Origin of the sequence: Janthinobacterium sp. SUN206 (genome assembly GCF_030587305.1) — a bacterium.
Taxonomy (GTDB): domain Bacteria; phylum Pseudomonadota; class Gammaproteobacteria; order Burkholderiales; family Burkholderiaceae_D; genus Janthinobacterium; species Janthinobacterium kumbetense.
Map to the genome: position 1 here is coordinate 591503 of NZ_JAPWIB010000004.1, position 19638 is coordinate 611140.

General features: G+C 60.7%; 16 protein-coding genes. 5 read left to right on the forward strand and 11 right to left on the reverse strand.

Translation table 11 applies throughout. From position 1 onward, the window contains the following. Positions 1–29: 29 nt before the first annotated feature. The 5 genes from O3300_RS23305 to O3300_RS23325 form a co-directional block, all read right to left on the reverse strand. Positions 30–755, reverse strand: a complete 726-nt coding sequence (locus tag O3300_RS23305; RefSeq protein WP_099666201.1) for an amino acid ABC transporter ATP-binding protein — start codon at positions 753–755, stop codon at positions 30–32. A 19-nt stretch (positions 756–774) separates the two neighbouring features. After that, positions 775–1467, reverse strand: coding sequence for an amino acid ABC transporter permease (locus O3300_RS23310; RefSeq protein ID WP_099666200.1), 693 nt, complete (start codon positions 1465–1467; stop codon positions 775–777). A 1-nt stretch (position 1468) separates the two neighbouring features. Beyond that, positions 1469–2218 carry an amino acid ABC transporter permease gene (locus O3300_RS23315; protein WP_305054244.1) on the reverse strand — a complete coding sequence of 250 codons (750 nt, stop codon included), beginning with the start codon at positions 2216–2218 and terminating at the stop codon, positions 1469–1471. Between the two features lie 99 nt (positions 2219–2317). Continuing rightward, positions 2318–3274, reverse strand: coding sequence for an amino acid ABC transporter substrate-binding protein (locus O3300_RS23320; protein WP_099666199.1), 957 nt, complete (start codon positions 3272–3274; stop codon positions 2318–2320). Positions 3275–3469: 195 nt separating this feature from the next. Then, positions 3470–5320, reverse strand: a complete 1851-nt coding sequence (locus tag O3300_RS23325; protein ID WP_305054245.1) for an ABC transporter ATP-binding protein/permease — start codon at positions 5318–5320, stop codon at positions 3470–3472. 61 nt (positions 5321–5381) lie between these two features. Between O3300_RS23325 and O3300_RS23330 the strand changes: the two genes are divergently transcribed. After that, entirely contained in the window at positions 5382–5822 is a 441-nt protein-coding gene (locus O3300_RS23330) for an acyl-CoA thioesterase (RefSeq protein ID WP_052139932.1), read from the forward strand. A 42-nt stretch (positions 5823–5864) separates the two neighbouring features. Then, positions 5865–7457 carry an alkaline phosphatase gene (locus tag O3300_RS23335; RefSeq protein WP_305054246.1) on the forward strand — a complete coding sequence of 531 codons (1593 nt, stop codon included), beginning with the start codon at positions 5865–5867 and terminating at the stop codon, positions 7455–7457. Here the strand turns inward: O3300_RS23335 and O3300_RS23340 are convergent. Further along, positions 7454–8320: a LytTR family DNA-binding domain-containing protein gene (locus O3300_RS23340; RefSeq protein WP_305054247.1), complete on the reverse strand. Its 867-nt coding sequence runs from the start codon at positions 8318–8320 to the stop codon at positions 7454–7456. The genes O3300_RS23335 and O3300_RS23340 overlap by 4 nt on opposite strands. A gap of 158 nt (positions 8321–8478) precedes the next feature. Here O3300_RS23340 and O3300_RS23345 point away from each other — a divergent pair, with 158 nt between their 5' ends. Then, positions 8479–9651, forward strand: coding sequence for an acyltransferase family protein (locus O3300_RS23345; RefSeq protein ID WP_305054248.1), 1173 nt, complete (start codon positions 8479–8481; stop codon positions 9649–9651). On the opposite strand, the gene O3300_RS23350 is transcribed toward O3300_RS23345, so the two are convergent. From O3300_RS23350 to O3300_RS23365, 4 genes are all read right to left on the reverse strand, one after another. Further along, a complete protein-coding gene (locus O3300_RS23350; RefSeq protein WP_305054249.1) occupies positions 9648–11330 on the reverse strand; it encodes a long-chain fatty acid--CoA ligase in 1683 nt (560 codons plus the stop codon). The two genes, O3300_RS23345 and O3300_RS23350, sit on opposite strands and share 4 nt — an antisense overlap. Positions 11331–11385: 55 nt before the next feature. Beyond that, on the reverse strand, positions 11386–13068 hold the full coding sequence (locus O3300_RS23355) for a long-chain fatty acid--CoA ligase (protein WP_099666194.1): 1683 nt from the start codon (positions 13066–13068) through the stop codon (positions 11386–11388). 276 nt (positions 13069–13344) lie between these two features. Continuing rightward, positions 13345–14394 carry an aminopeptidase gene (locus O3300_RS23360; RefSeq protein ID WP_305054250.1) on the reverse strand — a complete coding sequence of 350 codons (1050 nt, stop codon included), beginning with the start codon at positions 14392–14394 and terminating at the stop codon, positions 13345–13347. A gap of 2 nt (positions 14395–14396) precedes the next feature. Further along, on the reverse strand, positions 14397–16472 hold the full coding sequence (locus tag O3300_RS23365; protein WP_305054251.1) for a molybdopterin-dependent oxidoreductase: 2076 nt from the start codon (positions 16470–16472) through the stop codon (positions 14397–14399). Positions 16473–16678: 206 nt separating this feature from the next. Here O3300_RS23365 and O3300_RS23370 point away from each other — a divergent pair, with 206 nt between their 5' ends. Further along, on the forward strand, positions 16679–17872 hold the full coding sequence (locus O3300_RS23370) for a M20 aminoacylase family protein (RefSeq protein WP_305054252.1): 1194 nt from the start codon (positions 16679–16681) through the stop codon (positions 17870–17872). Position 17873: 1 nt separating this feature from the next. Here O3300_RS23370 and O3300_RS23375 read toward each other — a convergent pair whose 3' ends face one another. Further along, a complete protein-coding gene (locus O3300_RS23375; RefSeq protein ID WP_369812316.1) occupies positions 17874–18776 on the reverse strand; it encodes an NAD(P)-dependent oxidoreductase in 903 nt (300 codons plus the stop codon). Between the two features lie 101 nt (positions 18777–18877). Here O3300_RS23375 and O3300_RS23380 point away from each other — a divergent pair, with 101 nt between their 5' ends. Further along, a complete protein-coding gene (locus tag O3300_RS23380; protein WP_077408864.1) occupies positions 18878–19438 on the forward strand; it encodes an acyloxyacyl hydrolase in 561 nt (186 codons plus the stop codon). The last annotated feature ends 200 nt before the right edge of the window (positions 19439–19638 follow it).

Genomic DNA, 19638 nt, shown 5'->3' on the forward strand with positions numbered 1-19638 from the left:
AGGCATTCGTACTCAACTTCCAAAAAATATTAATGGATGATCTTGGCGAGGAAGTCGCGCGCGCGGTCCGAGCGCGTCGTGTTGAAGAAGTCATCCTTGCTGCAATCTTCGATGATCTTGCCCTGATCCATGAAGACGATGCGGTTGGCCACGCGCTTGGCAAAGCCCATTTCGTGCGTGACGACCATCATCGTCATGCCTTCCTGCGCCAGGCCCACCATCACGTCGAGCACTTCGTTGATCATTTCCGGATCGAGCGCCGACGTGGGTTCGTCGAACAGCATGGCGATCGGATCCATCGACAGCGCACGGGCGATCGCCACGCGCTGCTGCTGGCCGCCCGACAGCTGGCCCGGGAATTTATCCTGCTGCGACAGCAGGCCCACGCGGTCCAGGTATTTCAAGCCCTTGGCATTGGCTTCGTCGGCGCTGCGGCCCAGCACCTTGATCTGGCCGATGGTGAGGTTTTCGCGGATCGACAAATGCGGAAACAGCTCGAAATTCTGGAACACCATGCCGATGCGCGCGCGCAGTTTCGACAAATTCGTTTTCGGATCGTTGACGCTGATGCCGTCGACGATGATCTGTCCCTGCTGGATCGGCTCAAGGCCGTTGACGGTCTTGATCAGGGTCGACTTGCCGGAGCCGGAAGGGCCGCAAATGACCATCACGTCGCCCTTGGCGACATTGGTGGTGCAGTCGGTGAGTACCTGGAACTGGCCATACCATTTGCTGACGTTATTGAGTTCAATCATCTTGTTCTTTCTTTTTCGGTTAGCGAATGATGGCGACGCGTTTCTGCAGGCGTTTTACCAGGAACGACAAGGCATAGCACAGCACGAAATATACGACGGCGACAAACACGTACATCTCCACCAGGCGGCCGTCGCGCTGGGCGATCTTCGAGGCGGCGCCGACAAAATCGGGAATCGACAGCACGTACACGAGCGACACGTCCTGGAACAGCACGATGGTCTGCGTCAGCAGCACGGGGATCATGTTGCGGAACGCTTGCGGCAGCACGATGCTGCCCATGGTTTGCCGGTAGTTCATGCCCAGCGCCTGGCCGGCCCACACCTGGCCACGCGGAATCGACTGTATGCCGCTGCGCATGATCTCGCAATAGTAGGCTGCCTCGAACATGATGAAAGTGATCAGCGCGGAAGGAAACGCGCCCACTTTCACGGGCTCGTTCGCGCCGATGACCCAGGCGGCGATGTACGGCACCAGGAAGTAGAACCAGAAGATCACCAGCACCAGCGGGATCGAGCGTATCAGGTTGACGTAGCTCGACGCCACGCCCGAGACGATGCGGTTGCCGGACAGGCGCATCAGCGCCAGCAGGGTGCCCAGCACGATGCCGCCGACCATGGCCAGCGCCGTCAGTTTCAGGGTGAAGACCATGCCGGTCTGGAACAGGTAGACCCACGAGCGGGAGATGACATCGAAGTCGAAATTACCGAACATGTCAATGTCCTCCCGTCTTGGCGCCGGCGACGATGAAACCCGGGATGGCGACCTTTTTCTCGATCAGGTGCATCAGCACCACCACCAGCAGGTTGACGACGACGTAAATGATGGTGGCGGCCGAAAACGCCTCGAATACCTGGAAGGAAAACTCCTGGATGGCGCGCGCGCTGGCCGTCAGTTCGATCAGGCCGATGGTCAGCGCCACGGAACTGTTCTTGATGATGTTCAAAAATTCGCTGGTCAGCGGCGGCATGATGACGCGCGCGGCCATCGGCAGCAAAATGAAGCGGTAGGTTTGCGGCAGCGTCAGGCCCAGCGCCGTGCCGGCCAGTTTCTGCCCGCGCGGCAGCGCCTCGATGCCCGTCGTTACCTGCACGGCCACGCGCGAGGAAGTAAAGAATCCCAGGCACAGCACGGCCGTGACGAACGGCGCATTCGGCAGCGACTTGACCCAGGCGCCCAGCTCAGGCGGCAGCAGCTCCGGCATGACGAAATACCAGAGGAACATCTGCACCAGCAGCGGCACGTTGCGGAACAATTCGACGTAGGCATTGGCCACGCCCACCAGCCATTTGTTCGGCAAGGTGCGGATGGTACCGATCACCAGGCCCAATATCAGCGCCATGATCCACGCCGCACCGGCCGTGGCCAGGGTCCAGACGAGGCCGGACCACAGGGTGTCCATGTACGTGCCCACGCCATCGGGAGAAATCTCCCAGAAAATGCGCCAATTCCAGTTGTAATTCATGATCATCCTTCCATGCAGCTCAAGGAAAGCGGCTTGTCCGCCACCCGTCCCGTAAATAAAACGGGAGGCTTGCGCCCCCCGATTTGTTACGCACTCTTGTTATTTTTTCCGTTTGTCCGAGGTCTTCTGCGCTTCCGGTACGGCCGCATACGCAGCCGGGTCGCCCGAATCGGTCGGATTCGTGAAGACCGCCTTCAATTGCGGCGGCATGGGGAATTTCAGGTTGATGTTTTTCGGCGGGATCGGCGAGGTAAACCATTTCGCGTAGATGCGGTTGATATCGTCGCTCTTGTACAGGCGGATCAGCGCGTCATCGACCACTTTCTTGAAGGCTGGATCGCCCTTGCGCAGCATGATGCCGTACGGCTCGACCGACAGCGCTTCCTTGGTGATTTCGTAGTCGTTCGGGTTTTTCGAGTTGGCCACTTGCGACGCCAGCAGGATATCGTCATTGGCTTCGGCCACCGCGCGGCCCGTTTCCAGCATCAGGAACGATTCAGGGTGGTCCTTGCCGACGGCAATCGTCATGCCCAGGTTTTTTTCCTTGTTCAAAATCGTCATCTGCTTGATGGTCGACGTGCCGGCCGTGGCGACCAGGGTCTTGCCGCGCAAGTCTTCCAGGGTCTTGATATTCGAGGTTTTTTTCGACAGCACGCGGTTGCCGATGACGAACATGGTAGGGGCGAATGCCACCTGCTGCTGGCGTTCCAGGTTGTTCGTCGTCGAGCCGCATTCGAGGTCGATGGTGCCGTTGGCCATCAGCGGGATGCGGTTGGCCGACGTGACGGGGCTCATCACCACTTTCAGTTCGCTCAGGCCCAGGTGCTTTTGCAGGGCCGTGACGACTTTCATGCACAGGTCGATCGAATAACCCTGGTATTGCTGCTTGTCATCGAGATAGGAGAAAGGCACGGAGCCGTCGCGCACACCGAGGGTGACGGAACCGGCTTTCTTGATCTTGGCCAAGGTGCCGGTCAATTCCTGAGCCTGGACTGGCGACATGCTGCTGATGACACCGACGCTGAGCAGCGTGGCGATGATTTTGGTCAATTTCATAAATTCTCCTGGGCGGACAAACCGGATGGACTCCGAACGAAACAACTGTGGTGCAGACGCCACCAATGGAATTAATTTTATTTCATTTTCAGCGCTGGACTAGCCGTTTTCTGCGATTGCCCGCAAATAGGCGCTATACGCGCGCCTGAATCGGCGCGGCTGTAGCATTTTTCCTACTGATTTCGCCTTCCCGATTTATTTTGCCGGCGCCAGCCCCGCCAACTCGTCCTCTTGCGCCTCGTCGTCCATATTTGCCTGCTGGCGTTGCCACATCTGCGCGTACAGGCCATCGAGCGCCAGCAATTGCGGATGCGTGCCCCGCTCGACGATGCGGCCATGATCGAGCACCAGGATTTGCTGGGCATCCGCCACCGTCGACAGGCGGTGCGCAATGACCAGGGTGGTGCGGTTTTTGGCGATGTCCTTCAGCTGCGACTGGATCGCCTGCTCGGCCTTGGAATCGAGCGCCGACGTAGCTTCGTCGAAGATCAGGATGGCCGGGTCTTTCAGCAAGGTGCGGGCAATGGCCACGCGCTGCTTTTCGCCGCCCGACAGTTTTAGCCCTCGCTCGCCCACCATGGAATTGTATCCATCTGGCAAGCTTTCAATAAAATCATGGATCGACGCCGCTTTCGCCGCCGCCATGATAGCTTCCTTGCTGGCGCCCGGCTTGCCGTAGGCGATGTTGTATTCGATGGTGTCGTTGAACAGCACTGTATCCTGCGGCACGATGCCGATGGCCGCGCGCAGGGAATCCTGCGTGATGGCGCGCAAGTCCTGGCCATCGATGGTGATGCCGCCGCCATCGACTTCATAGAAACGGAACAGCAAACGCGACAGGGTCGACTTGCCCGAGCCGCTATGCCCCACCACGGCCGTCGTGGTGCCGGCGGGAATCTGGAAATCCACGTCGAACAGGATTTGCCGCTTGGCTTCATAGCTGAAATCCACATGCGCAAAGCGCACGGCCGCGCCCCGCGTGACGAGCGGCTTGGCTTCCGGCGTATCGGCGATTTCGCGGTTCTCGTTCAGCAAGGAAAACAAGCGTTCCATGTCGGCCAGGCTTTGCTTGATTTCGCGGTAGATGACGCCCAGGAAATTGAGGGGAATGTATAGCTGGATCATGAAGGCGTTCACCAGCACCAGGTCGCCCAGGGTCATCGTGCCGGCGATCACGCCCACGGTGGCGCGCCACAGGATCAGGGTAACAGCCGTGGCGATGATCAGCGACTGGCCCGTATTGAGCAGGGACAAGGAAGTCTGCGATTTCACGGCGGCCGATTCATAGCGCTGCAAGCCTTCGTCATAGCGCTTCGCCTCGTAATCCTCGTTGCCGAAATACTTGACGGTTTCATAGTTGATCAGCGAATCGATGGCCTTGGTATTCGCCTTGGAATCGAGGTCGTTCATGGTGCGGCGAAAATGCGTGCGCCAGTTCGTCACCAGCACGGTAAACGCGATGTAGGACACCAGCGCCACCGCCGTGATCACGGTGAACCAGATGTCGTAATGCAAGACCAGGTAGCCGAGCACGAGGGTGATTTCCACCAGGGTCGGCAGGATGTTGAACAGGGTATAGGAAATGAGCGAGCCGACGCTGCGCGTGCCCCGCTCGATGTCGCGCGTCATGCCGCCCGTCTGGCGGTTCAAGTGAAAGCGCAGGGACAAGGCATGCAGGTGGCGGAACACTTGCAGGGCGATGGTGCGCACGGCCCGCTGCGTGACGCGGGCAAACAGGAATTCGCGCAACTCCGTAAACAGGGTGGTCGACAGGCGCAGCAAGCCATACGCCACCAGCAAGCCGACCGGCAACACCAGCAGCGCTTGCGGATGGGCCGCCGTGATCGTCATGGCGTCGACGAGTTTTTTCAGGATCAGGGGCACGCCCACGTTGGCCAGCTTGGCGCCCACCAGACATAGCAGCGCCAGCAGCACCCGCCATTTGTAGACCCACAGATACGGCAGCAAGGTCTTGATGGTGGCGAAATCGCTGTGGCTGGCGGAAGCTGGCGAGCGGGGAGGAGGGGTAGTCTGGGAACGGCGCATGGCGAAGGTCGGCTTTTTATGGTTCAATCGGGGCAATTGTAGCCTTTCATGAGAATAAAAGATGAGCACCTCCCCCGACCGCCCCGACAACTGCCTCGCCTCCGGCCTGCCCGCCGGAAAAATGCCGGAATTGCGCATGATGCCCGCGCCGTCCGACGCCAATGTGTACGGCGACGTCTTCGGCGGCTGGATCATGGCGCAGGTCGATATCGCCGGTTCCCTGCCGGCCACGCGGCGCGCCAACGGCCGTGTCGCCACCATCGCCGTCAACTCCTTCGTCTTCAAAAACCCTGTCTTCGTCGGCGATCTACTCTCCTTCTACGCCGACATCGTCAAGGTTGGCAATACCTCGATCACCGTCAATGTCGAGGTGTATGCCGAGCGCAACCGCCTGCAGGCGTGCATCGTGAAAGTCACGGAAGCCACCCTGATCTACGTGGCGACGGACTCCGACCGCAAACCGCGCAAAGTGCCGCCGATCGAGACCTTGCTGTCGCCTTGATTGTCGCTGCTACATTAATCCCACGTTTTATTTTCAGACGGCATGGATAGCCAGCGCCGCATCTTCCTGCAGAGCGCCGCCCGCATCGGTGCGCTGGCCGCCGCCGGCAGCGTGCTGTCCGGTTCCAGCGCGAGCGCCGCCACGCGCCTGAATGGCGCCGGCTACCCGTTTGCGCTCGGCGTCGCTTCCGGCTCGCCCTTGCCGGACGCCGTCGTGCTGTGGACGCGCATCTGCTACGACCCGCTGCATGCCAGCGCCACGCCCGCCATCGCCCTGAACGTGCGCTGGGAAGTGGCGGACGACGAGGCGTTCCGGCGCATCGCCGCCAAGGGGCAAGCCACGGCCACGCCCGCCCTCGGGCACAGCGTGCATGTGGACGTGGCAGGCCTGGCGCCCGGACGCTGGTACTGGTACCGCTTCATGCTGGGCGACGCCGTCAGCCCCGTGGGCCGCACGCGCACGGCGCCCGAGCCCGGCTCCATGCCCGCCTCGATGAAACTGGCCGTCGCCTCGTGCCAGCACTGGGAATTCGGCGCCTACGCGGCGCACCGGCACATCGCCGCCGCCGCGCCCGACCTGGTGGCCTTCCTTGGCGACTACATCTACGAATGGGGTCCATACCAGCTGCAGCACCCGAGCCGGGCCGTGCGCACGCATGAAAGTTTCACTCTGGACGACTACCGCGCCCGCTACGCACAATACAAGAGCGACCGCGACTTGCAGGGCGCGCACCTGGCTGCGCCGTGGATCGTCACCTGGGATGACCATGAAGTGGCCAACGATTACGGCAATGACCGCGACGAATTGCTCACGCCTGCCTTTTTGCAGCGCCGCGCGGCCGCCTACCAGGCATTCTATGAACACATGCCGCTGCGCCTGCTGCCGCTGGGCCGGCGGGGTTTTGTCGACATGCGCATCTACCAGCGCTATGACTGGGGCCGCCTGGCGCGCTTCCACGTGCTGGACGACCGGCAATACCGCGCCTACCATGCGTGCGCCAAGCCGGGCCGCGGCGGCTCGAATTCCGTTACCACGCGTAACTGTCCCGACTTGCGCAAGCCCGACCGCACGATGCTGGGCGAGGAACAGCAGCGCTGGCTGCAAGCCGGCCTCGACAATTCGCCTGCGCGCTGGAACATTTTGGCCCAGCAAACCCTGATGGCGCAATCGAGCCAGGTGCCCATCCTGCGGCCCGGCGACGAACGCATCTGGACCGATGGCTGGGATGGCTATCCGATGGCGCGCCAGCACTTGCTCGACGCCTTGCGCAGCAGCAAGGCCAGCAACCCGCTGGTGCTGTCGGGCGACGTGCACACCTTTTATGCCACCGAACTGAGCCGCAACGCCATGCGCCCTACCGGCAAGGATAATCCCGTGCTGGCCACCGAGTTTTGCGGTACCTCAATCACGTCGAGTTCCCGCCCGCAAGCACGCACGGAACAGTACGTGGCGATGAACCCGCACATCCGCTACGGACGCAGCGACAAGCGCGGCTATATGTTGCTGGACATCACGCCAGAGAAAACCACGACCCTGTTCCAGGGCCTGGAGAATGTGCGCGACAGCGCGTCGGCCATCGCGACACTGGCCAGTTTCACCGTCCAGGACGGCAAGGCTGGCGTACAACGCATCTAGCCTATACTTTTCAAGGCATCGCGGTAGCGCCGGCTGACGGGCACTTCGCCGCCCGTGGACAGCACCGCGCGCGCATCGCCCGATTCCAGCGGCACGATGCTCCGCACAAAGTCGAGGTTGACGATGTAGCTGCGGTGCACGCGCAGGAAGCGCTTGCCGTCGAGGCGGCGCTCGATGGTGGCCATGGTCGAGCGCAGCGGATAGTCGTGGCCGCGCACATGCAGGTTCACATAATTGCCCCACGCCTGTATCCACTCGATCTCAAAGGCCGGCAGCAGAAAATCCTTGCCCAGCTTGCGCACCAGAAAGCGTTCCGGCTGCTGCACCGGTTCCACGGCAGGCCCTTCGTCGGGTTCGCCCAGCAGGGTCGCCTCGCCTTGCCAGCGCATCAGCAGCAACTGGTAAAAGCCCGTGAACAATAAAATGGAGAAGTAAGTACGTACATCCTTGATATATTCATACGGCAACTCGCGCCACCAGTTACCGAAATCGTAGTCGCTGCCGGCGCTCCAGTAAGCCAGTTTGCGCAAGGCCACCATGGCCAGCACATGCACGAGGCTGTAGACGAGCGACGCGGCCAGGTGCCAGCGCAGGTTCTGGCGCTGGAAAACCAGGTGCAAGGGGCGAAACTGGTTAGCCAGGATCACCACCGGTACCAGCGCCAGCAGCACCAGGTTGCTGCTCCACTCCCACACGGCCACTTCCCAGAAGGGCGTATCGAGCCCGGCGCGCACACGGTCGGCCCAGCTGATCCAGCAGTTGAGCGACGTTTGCAGCAGATACAGGACGATCCAGAAAGCTGGCTCGGCGATCTGGCGCCAGCGTTGATATCGTTGCAACAAATCGGTGGAAGATAGGCGCATGGTGGCGGACAGTGAATAAGTTGCATGATTGTAAGGTCCCAAAGCCGTCCCAGCGCCACCGCTCGTCACAAACAGCCCGCAATTGATCACTTTTCGCTGGTTCACCCCATGCGGCCTGCCTATGCTGGGGCATTCCCTTGCCGACGGACCCCACGACCATGACCACAGATTCCCGCCGTTGCGATATCGATGCCTTGCGCTTTCTTGTCTTCAGCCTGCTGATCGTCTACCACACGGCCATGCTGTACCTGGATGGCGCCGCCTTCCACATGAAAAGTACTTACTTGACGGAAACATTGAACTTTCCCATGGTCTTTATCAACCGGTGGCGCATGGAAATCGTGTTCCTTATTTCCGGCGTGTCCTGCGCCATGATGACGCAGGCGTCCAGCGGTGCGTTCCTGTGGCGCCGGATCAAGCGCCTGTTGCTGCCCTTGCTGTTTGGCGTGCTGGTGGTGATTCCCGTGCAACCGTATTGCGAGGGCGTCAGCAACGGCCTGGTCGAGCCTGGCTATGGACCATTCCTGCTGCATTACTTTGGCGGCCACGCCTGGCCGGCCGGCGCATTTACGGGCTGGAAGACCAGTTTTACGTGGAACCATCTGTGGTATCTGGTGTATCTGTTGCTGTACACCATCGTGCTGGTGGCCTTGCAGCCGCTGCTGGCCAAGGCAAGACCGCTGTTTACAGGCCTGCGCGGCTGGCGCCTGCTGGTCCTGCCCGCCCTGCCAACGCTGGCGGCAACGGCTTTCCTGAAGCTGCGCTATCCGGAAACCCATGCGCTGCTCAAGGACTGGTACGCGCACGCCATCTATTTCACCATGTATCTGTATGGCTGGTGGCTGGGCAATGACAAGGGAGTGTGGCAGGAACTGGCGCGCTTGCGCTGGCAGGCGCTGCTGCTGGCGCCCGGCGCGTTTGCCGTGTATCTGGGTTTTGACCTGGTGGCTTCGGAAAACCTGCTGACCAGGGCCTCGTTTGGTTCCTGGCCCATGCGCAACCTGTACATGTGGCTGGCCATCTGCGCCATCCTGGGCTGGTCGCACACCTTGCTGAACAAACCGTTTGCCTGGCTGCCATGGGCGTGCCAGGCCGTCTTTCCCTGGTACATCTTGCACCAGAGCGCGATCGTACTGCTGGCCTACTGGCTGGTGCCGTTGCAGCTGGGCCCCGTGCTCGAGCCGCTGCTGATATTGGCAGGCACGGTGGCTGCCTGCTGGCTGGGCACCTCGCTGCTGATCAGCAAGGTGAGCTGGCTGCGTCCCTGCTTCGGCTTGCCCGCCCGGCCACGGCAAGCCGTGGCGGCGGACACAGCCCTGGCGGCGAGTTAAGCTGCTTTCTTTTCGTCGCGCAACTGACGGCGCAAGATCTTGCCGACATTGGTTTTCGGCAATTCATCGCGGAACTCGATGTATTTCGGCTTCTTGTACGCCGTCAACTCATGCTTGCAATGCTCGCGGATCTGTTCCACCGTCAGGTTCGGATCCTTGCGCACGACAAACACTTTCACGGCTTCGCCCGAGTTGGCATCCGGCACGCCGATGCAGGCGCATTCCAGCACGCCCGGGCACGACGCAACCACGTCTTCCACTTCGTTCGGATACACATTGAAGCCGGAAACGATGATCATGTCTTTCTTGCGGTCCACGATCTTCACGTAACCGCGCTCGTCCATGACGCCCACGTCGCCCGTCTTGAAATAGCCGTCGGCCGTCATCGACTTGGCCGTCTCGTCCGGACGCTGCCAGTATCCCGCCATCACTTGCGGGCCGCGCACGGCGATTTCGCCCGGTTCGCCCAGCGGCACTTCCACGCCATCGTCGTTCAAAATCGCCACTTCCGTCGACGGGAAAGGCAAGCCGATGGTGCCCGTGAATTCCGTGATGTCGACACGGTTGCCCGTCACCACGGGCGACGTTTCCGACATGCCATAGCCTTCGATCAGCGGACAGCCCGTCAATTTGAGCCAGCGTTCGGCCACATTGCGCTGCAAGGCCATGCCGCCGCCATTGCACACTTTATAGCTGGAAAAATCGAGCTTGGCGAAGTCGGCATTGTTCAGCAACGCGTTGTACAGAGTATTAACTGCCGGGAAGACGACGATCTTGTGCTTGGACAATTCCTTGACGAAACCGGGAATATCGCGCGGGTTGGGGATCAGCACGCTCATGCCGCCCAAGCGCATGCCCATCAGGGCACTGACCGTCAGCGAATAGATGTGATACAGGGGCAAGGCGCACATGAAACCCATCGAGGTGGCGCGCATTTCCTTGGTCATCACGGGCGACATCCACGCCTCATTTTGCAGCACGTTGGCGATCACGTTACGGTGCAACAACATCGCGCCTTTCGACACGCCCGTCGTGCCGCCCGTGTACTGCAGGAAGACGATATCGTCATGTCCCTGCTGCACCGGCGTCAGGGTCAAACGGGAGCCCTCGGCCAGCATCTTGTTGAAGCTGATGGCGCCCGGCAAGGAAAACGCGGGCACCATTTTTTTGATCTTGCGCACGACGAAGTTGACGATGGTGCCCTTCAAGCCACCGAGCAAGTCGCCCATGGTGGCGACGATGACATGCTTGACCTGGGTGTGCGGCAGCACCTGCTCCACCGTGGTGGCGAAGTTTTCCAGCACGATGATCGCTTCGCTGCCCGAATCGATCAGCTGGTGCTGCAATTCGCGCGGCGTGTACAACGGATTCACGTTCACCACGGTGTAGCCGGCGCGCAAGATCGCCGCCATGGCCACCGGATACTGCAACACGTTCGGCAACATGATCGCCACGCGCGCGCCCGGTTGCAGGCCCTTGCTTTGCAGCCAGGCACCCATCTGCTGCGACAGCTGGTCAAGCTCGCGGTAGGTGAGGAATTTATCCATGCACACGAAGGCGTTGCGGTCCGCATATTTCTGGAACGACTCTTCCAGCAAATGCGTGACGGAACGGTATTGCGTGCAATCAATCTCTGCGGGAACGCTGTCCGGGTACGACTTCAACCAAATCTTGTCCATCTCGCCTCATCTTTATCTGTAAAAGGGACGCGCCTCCTGGCGCATCCCACACTGTTTATGCTGCTATCTTTGTTTCGTCACGCAGGGCGCGACGCAAAATCTTGCCGACGTTGGTCTTCGGCAGTTCATCGCGGAACTCGATGTATTTCGGCCGCTTATAACCCGTGAATTGTTCCTTGCAGTACGCGGCCAGCACTGCCTGAGTCAGGTTCGGATCTTTGCGCACAACAAACACTTTCACGGCTTCGCCCGAGTGTTCGTCCGGCACGCCCACGCAGGCGCACTCGAGCACGCCAGGATGGGCCGCGATGACGGCTTCGACTTCGTTCGGATACACATTGAAGCCGGAGACGAGAATCATGTCTTTCTTGCGGTCCACGATCTTCACGTAGCCGCGCTCATCCATGATGCCCACGTCGCCCGACTTGAAGTAGCCATCGGGTGTCATGACCTTGGCCGTCTCGTCGGGACGGTTCCAATAGCCGCTCATCACTTGCGGCCCACGGATGGCGATCTCGCCCGTCTGGCCCAGCGGCACTTCCTTGCCGTCGTCGTCGAGGATGGCGATGTCAGTCGAGGGCACGGGCAAGCCGATGGTGCCGGAAAACGCCGTGCTGTCGGCGCGGTTGCAGGTGGCGACGGGCGATGTTTCCGACAAGCCATAGCCTTCGATGATGGACACGCCCGTCACTTGCAGCCACTTGTCGTTGACGGCTTGCTGCACCGCCATGCCGCCGCCATTGGCGATCTTCAAGCCCGAGAAATCGAGCTTGGCAAAGTCGGGGTGGTTCACCAGCGCGTTATACAAGGTATTGACCGCTGGCAGCAGGTTGAATTTGTACTTGCCCAGCTCCTTGATCAGGCCCGGAATATCGCGCGGATTCGGGATCAGGATATTCAGGGCACCCACGCGCGTGCCCCACATCGCGCACGCCGTCAGCGCAAAGATATGGTACAGCGGCAAGGCGCAGACGACGATCATCTGTTCCTTGCTGTTCTGGTCGAGCGCCGCGCCGGACCACGCTTCGCTCTGCAGCACATTGGCAATCACATTGCGGTGGCTCAAGGTCGCGCCTTTCGACACGCCCGTCGTGCCGCCCGTGTATTGCAGGAAGGCAGCGTCATGGACGCTCAGCTCGACGGGCGTGAGTTTCATGCGGCTGCCCAGCGCCAGCGCCTGCTTGAAGCGCATGGCGTTCGGCAAGGAATACGCAGGCACCATCTTCTTGACATTGCGCACGACAAAATTGACGATCATGCCCTTCAAGCCGCCGAGCATTTCGCCCATGCTGGCGACGACGACATGCTTGACGGCCGTCTTGCCCAGCACCTGTTCCAGGGTATGGGCGAAGTTTTCCAGCACGATGATGGCTTCGCTGCCCGAATCATTGAGCTGATGCTCGAGTTCGCGCGGCGTATATAAAGGGTTGACGTTGACCACCGTGTAGCCGGCGCGCAAGACGGCGGCGATGGCCACCGGATACTGGAGCACGTTCGGCATCATCAGGGCGACGCGCGCCCCCTTCTTCAGGCCGCGGCTTTGCAGCCAGGCGCCCAGCTGGCGCGAATAGGTATCGAGTTCGGCATAGGTGAGGAATTTGTCCATGCAGACATAGGCATTGCGATCCGCATATTTCTGAAACGCTTCTTCCAGCAAATGCACCAGCGAACGATATTGATCAGGATCGATGTCGGCGGGGACGCCGGGAGGATACGACTTCAGCCAAATTTTTTCCATCCTGTGCCTCTTGTCTCGAATAATCGTGGGGGAGCCGGCGCACCCTGCCGGCGCGGATCATTGCTGCGGATTCTGTCGTCCTGCAGTCAGTTTGAGCATTCTGACGAGCAATTGCTCTATGCTACTAATGCGATGCTATCGGGCGCCGGGCTTCCATGCAAGCGCTTTCAACAGTATTCGAGCGGCAACTCTAGGGGTATTTTGTGCTGCACTGCAACATGATAAATACGCTGTTGCAGGATCGTTCGCCTTGACGTCCGGGACAATCTTTACGGGTCACGGGCTGGACAATTGTTCCAGCGCCTGCCTGCGCTCAGGCTTCTTGATCTGGGCCATTGTGTGCACTGCAGCATAAAAAGCACGAAAGTTCTTTTTTTCTTCCAGCAATTTTTTGAAGGCAGGCAAAAATTCATTGTAGGTAGACACGGAAGCCAGGTGCGCATTGCTCAACGGCTGCTCGAACCAGCGGTCGTAACCGGCAAAACCACCCCAGTTTTTCTTCAGGACCTGATACGCTTCTTGCAATGCCGCAAATACCTGCGCCTTGCGCGCGCGCTTGTCCGCATCGCTGGCGTCGCTCGCATACACGGACTCCAGTTCTCCCCGGTATTTCAATAGCAAGGCCAGGAAATCCTGGCGCCGCGCAGCATACTGGGCATACGCCGTGCGCATGCTGTCGTTGCCCTCGCGCGCCAGCCAGCGCTGCACGCCGGCCTCTTCCACGGCACTGGCAAACGACTCGTTGAAGGCCGAGTCGCCAGGCACGTACACCACCTGGTGCGCCAGTTCATGAAAGATCAGGCGCGCCAGCTCCGCATCGTTGTAATTGATAAAGGTCGACAGCAGGGGATCGTCGAACCAGCCCAGGGTAGAATATGCGGGCACGCCGCCCACCTGCACGTCGTAATGCTGGGCCCGCAACTCGTCGGCATACGCGAGCGCCTCCTCCTTGCTGTAATAGCCGCGATAGCTGACGCAGCCGGCAATGGGAAAACACCATTGCAGCGGCTGCAGCGACAATTCCGGCGTGGCTACCACGTTCCACAGCACGAACGGGCGCCGCAACGCCGCATAGTTCTTGTAGCTGCCATTGTCTGGCAAGTCCAGCTCGCTGACGGCAAAGCGGCGGATCTGCTGCGCCTTGGCCAGACGCACTTTCAGGCGCGGCTCGGTGGCGGGGTCATCGAGCCAGTTGCCGATGGGACGCGCGCCGGACCACAGGGCATATTGCCCCTGCGCCGCTTGCGTGTAGTAGCGCAACTGCGTGCAGCCGCCCAGCAGCAGGCACACCGTGCCGACAAGCAAGCGGGCCGGCCAGCGCGCCATGGTCAGGCAGCCTTTTCCACTTCAACCAGCGTATCGTAGAAGGTCGGCGCGCGGCCCATGTCCGTCAAGCGCTGGCTGGTCACTTCGTTGGCGTTCTTGCCGTCGCTGGCGAGTTTCTTCCACCACACGGACAAGCCCACCACCAGGCCCCGTCGCGCCTTGTCCGTCACCCTGGCCTTGGCCACAAAGCTGCCGCGGTCATTGAAGATGCGCACCATGTCGCCGGCCACGATGCCGCGCGCGGCGCCATCGTCGGGATGGATATCGAGGTGCGGCTCGCCTTCGGCCGCGCGCAGGCTTTTCACGTTCACAAAGGTGGAATTGAGGAAATTGCGCGCCGGCGGGGAAATCATGGCCAGCGGATAGCGGGCCGCCAGCGCGGGATTGCTGGCCAGCGATTCGTGCGGCGCGATATACGTGGGCAAGGGATCGAGGCCCGCCAGCGCCATGGCTTCCGAATACAACTCGCACTTGCCCGATGGCGTGGGGAAACGCCCCTCGGCAAATGGCGCTTCCGGCATGGCCAGCTTTTGCCAGCCCGTGCGCTTCAGCGATTCCCAGTCGAAATGCACGGCGCGCGCATCCGTCGCATCGAATGCCTTGGCCGCCAGCACATCGTCGCTTTCCTGGAAGCACGGGTCATCAAAGCCCATGTATTGGGCCAGCAGGCGGAAGATTTCCGTATTCGCCTTCGCTTCACCCAGCGGCGCCACGGCCGCATTGTTGGCCATCATGTACAGGTGGCCATAGGTGGCATGCGTATCGACGTGTTCCAGCTGCGTGGTGGCGGGCAGCACGATGTCGGCGTAGTCGACGGTATCGGTCTGGAAATGTTCGAGCACGACCGTAAACAAGTCTTCGCGGGCAAAGCCCTGCGCCACTTTCGAGGAATCGGGCGCCACGGCCAGGGGATTCGAGTTGTAGACGATCACGGCTTCGACTTGCGGGCCGAAATCGGCGGAACTTTCTTTCAATAAATCGTCGCCGATGGTGCTCATATTGATGGTGCGCGGCGTGCCTTTCAATAAATCGGGGCGCTGCAGGGCCTTGCGGTTGATGGGGAAGGAACCCGAACTCGACAGCTGCATGCCGCCGGCCGGATGGCGCCAGGCGCCCGTCAGGGCCGGCAGGCAGGCGATATTGCGCACGGCCATGCCACCGCCATGCACGCGCTGCACGCCGTAATTGGCCCGGATGGCGGCGCCCTCGCCGGAGCGGCAGGCCTGGCCGTACAGGCGCGCCAAGTCGACCACTTCCGTGGCCGTGATGCCGCACACTTCGGCCACCCGCTCGGGCGGCCATTCCAGGGCCCGCTGTTTCAAGGCCTCGTAGCCAACAGTGTAGCGCTCGATGTAATCATGATCGAGCAAATCTTCCACAATCAAGACATGCATCAAACCCAGCGCCAGGGCCGCATCGGTCCCCGGCAGCAAGGCGACGTGCTGATGGCACTTTTCCGCCGTCAACGAACGGTAGGGGTCGATGGCGATCAGGGTGGCGCCATTGCGCTTGGCTTCCTGCGCGCGCATCCAGAAGTGCAAATTCGAGGCGATCGGGTTGCCGCCCCAGATGATGATCAACTTGGCGTTCTGGAACTGTTCCAGGTCCGTGCCGATGCTGGCGCCCACCGTGTAGCGGTAGCCCGTGGCGCCCGCCGAGGCGCAGATGGTGCGGTCCAGCAAGGAAGCACCGAGCTGGTTGAAGAAACGCGACGACATCGACTCGCCCTGCACCAGGCCCATGGTGCCGCAGTAGCTGTACGGCAAGATCGCCTGCGGATCGCGCGCGGCGATCGGTTTCAAGCGGGCCGCGATGGTCTGCAGCGCTTCTTCCCAGCTGATGCGCTCGAACTTGCCTTCCCCCTTCTTGCCCACGCGGCGCAACGGATGCAGCAGCCGGTCCGCATGGTAGGTGCGCTCCGTGAAGCGCGATACCTTGGTGCACAGCACGCCCGCCGTGGTCGGGTGGTCGGGATCGCCCTTGACGGCTGTTGCCACCCCGTCGGTCACGGTGACCAGCAAGGCGCAGGTATCGGGGCAGTCGAGCGGGCAGGCGGCGCGCACTTGGGTGGTGGTCATGGGGAAATCCAAAAACGTTGGGGGAAGGCGATACTGTAAACCATTCCGCGCGCTTGCTGTTGGCGCCGTGGCAAGCACGTCCGTGCGCTGGATTTACCCGGCAGACAAGGGCTACAATGCACTATTAGCCGCGTCTGTTTTTGATCAAACAAGCGCGGTCCGGCACGCCATACATTGCTGCGCGCCAGCATCCACAGGAGAGTCCCATGAAACTAGTTGATCCGATCTTGGCGTTTCAATCCGAGCTGCAAGGTATCCGCCGCGACCTGCATGCGCATCCCGAGCTGTGCTACGAAGAACAGCGCACTTCGGACGTGGTCGCCGCCAAACTGACGGAATGGGGCATTCCCGTGGTACGCGGCCTGGGCCGCACTGGCGTGGTCGGCATCATCCAGCATGGCACGTCCAAGCGCGCCATCGGCTTGCGCGCCGATATGGATGCCTTGCCGATGCAGGAAATGAATACCTTCGAGCATGCTTCACGCCATCCGGGCAAGATGCACGCCTGCGGCCACGACGGCCACACGGCCATGCTGCTCGGCGCCGCCCATTACCTGGCGCAACATCGCAACTTCGATGGCACGGTCTACCTCGTCTTCCAGCCGGCGGAAGAAGGCGGCGCCGGCGCGCGCGAAATGATCGTAGACGGCTTGTTTACACGCTTTCCCATGGATGCCATCTACGGCATGCACAACTGGCCAGGCGCGGAAACGGGTACCCTGAGCGTGGTGGAAGGGCCAATGATGGCGTCCAGCAATGAATTCCACGTCACCGTCAAAGGCAAGGGCGCGCACGCGGCCCAGCCGCACAAGGGCATCGACCCCGTCATGGTGGCCGTGCAAATCGCGCAAAGCTGGCAAACCGTCATCACGCGCAACAAGAGTCCGCTCGACACGGCCGTGCTGTCGATCACGCAAATCCATGCGGGCAGCGCCACCAATGTGATTCCCGATGACGCCAGCCTGGTCGGCACCGTGCGCACCTTCACCACGCCCGTGCTGGACCTGATCGAAGAGCGCATGCGCGACATCGCCGTGCACACGGCCGCCGCCTTTGGCGCGGAAGTCGATTTCCACTTCAAGCGCAACTACCCGCCGCTGGTCAACCACGCGAAGGAAACGGCGTTTGCCGTCGAAGTGATGAAAAGCGTGGTGGGCGCCGACAAGGTCAACGCGAATGTTGAACCGACCATGGGCGCGGAAGACTTCGCGTTTTTCCTACAGGAAAAAGCTGGCTGCTATATCTTCATCGGCAACGGCGATGGCGAGCACCGCGATGGCGGCCACGGCCTGGGTCCGTGCGTCTTGCACAATGGCAGCTACGACTTCAACGACAATCTGCTGCCCATCGGCGCCAGTTTCTGGGTCAAGCTGGCCGAAGCGAGCCTGCCCGTCACGTAAATCAGCTCAGCTTATCCGGACCGGTGCCCAGGCGCTGGCCCGGATTCAACGCTTCCAGGGCCAGCAAGGCCGCCGCGTGGTCTGCCGTCGGGTGGCTGGCGGCAAGGGTTTCATAGCGCTGCGTCACCAATTGCGTCACCGGCAAGGTGACGTGGGCCGCCTCGGCTGCCGCGAGGATGTTGTGCATGTCCTTGATCTGGCTTTTCACCTGTCCACCGGCAACAAAATTGCGCTCCAGCATGCGCTGACCATGCAGCTCCAGAATCTTGCTCTCGGCAAAACCACCGCGTATCGCTGCCCGTACGGCGCTCGCATCGGCGCCGGCCGCCTGCGCCAGCAATAACGCTTCCGCCACGATATTCAGGGTGGCGCCGACGATCAGCTGATTGCACAGCTTGGCAACCTGGCCGCTGCCGGCCGGCCCCACCAGGGTCGGGCGCCCCATGGCCGACAGAATCACTTCAACCCGCGCGTAATCGCTGGTGCTGGCGCCGGCCATGATGGCCAGGGTGCCCGCCTGTGCCCCGCCGACTCCACCCGACACGGGCGCATCGATAAAGGCATGGCCTGCCGCGTGCAAGGCGGCATGAAATTGCTGGGCTTCTGCTTGCTTGGTGGAACTCATATCAACCCAGAGCGCCCCTGCACGCAAGGCTGGCAGCGCCTCTTGCAGCACCTGCGCCACGATGGGACCGGCTTCCAGCATCGAAATGACGACGTCCGCGTCATTGACCGCCTCAGCCACGGAAACGGCGGGCTGCGCACCTGCCTCACGCAGGACTTCGGCCTTGCTGTGCGTGCGATTCCAAATTGTGACAAAATATCCAGCGCGCAGCAGGCACCGGACCATCGGATCCCCCATCAGACCGATACCGAGAAATGCGATTTTTGTAGAGAATGTCAATTGAACCTCTGAAATCAAACGGGTGGCGGGAACACTGTGCAAAACTGGGTGTCTGCGCAAACAAGACGAGCCTTACGGCCAATTTTACGATGAAAGCCTCTATGTCCTTCAAGAAGAATATCCTCAAATCCATCGCCGCCGTTGCCGCGCTGATGGCAGCCAACGCCGGCTTTGCCGCCGACGACAAACTGATCGACTCCGTCTACGGCGAATATGCCAAGGGCGTGAAGGTACAAATGGTACGCGCCGGCGTGACCTCGAACTGGGATAAGGCCTGGTTCGTATCGAATGGCACACAACTGAGCGGTTACTGGGATGCCAGCATTGGCGGCTGGGATGGCAAGAGCTATCGCAATGTCCCTGGCCAGCATCAAAAACTGTGGGACCTGGGCTTTACCCCCGTGTTCCGCTTTGAAAACACGAACAAGCTGGGCTTCTATGCGGAAGGCGGCATTGGCGTACACATGCTGTCCAAGCTGTACGATAACGACGATAACCGCCTGTCGACCCACTTCCAGTTCGGCGACCATATCGGCGTTGGCTATATCTTCAATAACAAATGGGAAGTCGCTGCGAAGATCCAGCATTTCTCGAACGGCGGCTACAAGAAACCGAATAGCGGCGTCAATTACATGAATGTCAAAGTCGCTTACCATTTTTAATGGTTATGACAAATGAACAAGGCACCGCGTAGCGGTGCCTTTTTTTACGCCTATCTGCTGACAAAACCAAACCGCCAGACGTAAAAAAACCCCAACCGGATCACCGGAAGGGGTTTTTTCGAATAACAAGCCTGACGATAACCTACTTTCACACTGGTTGCAGCACTATCATCGGCGCAAAGTTGTTTCACGGTCCTGTT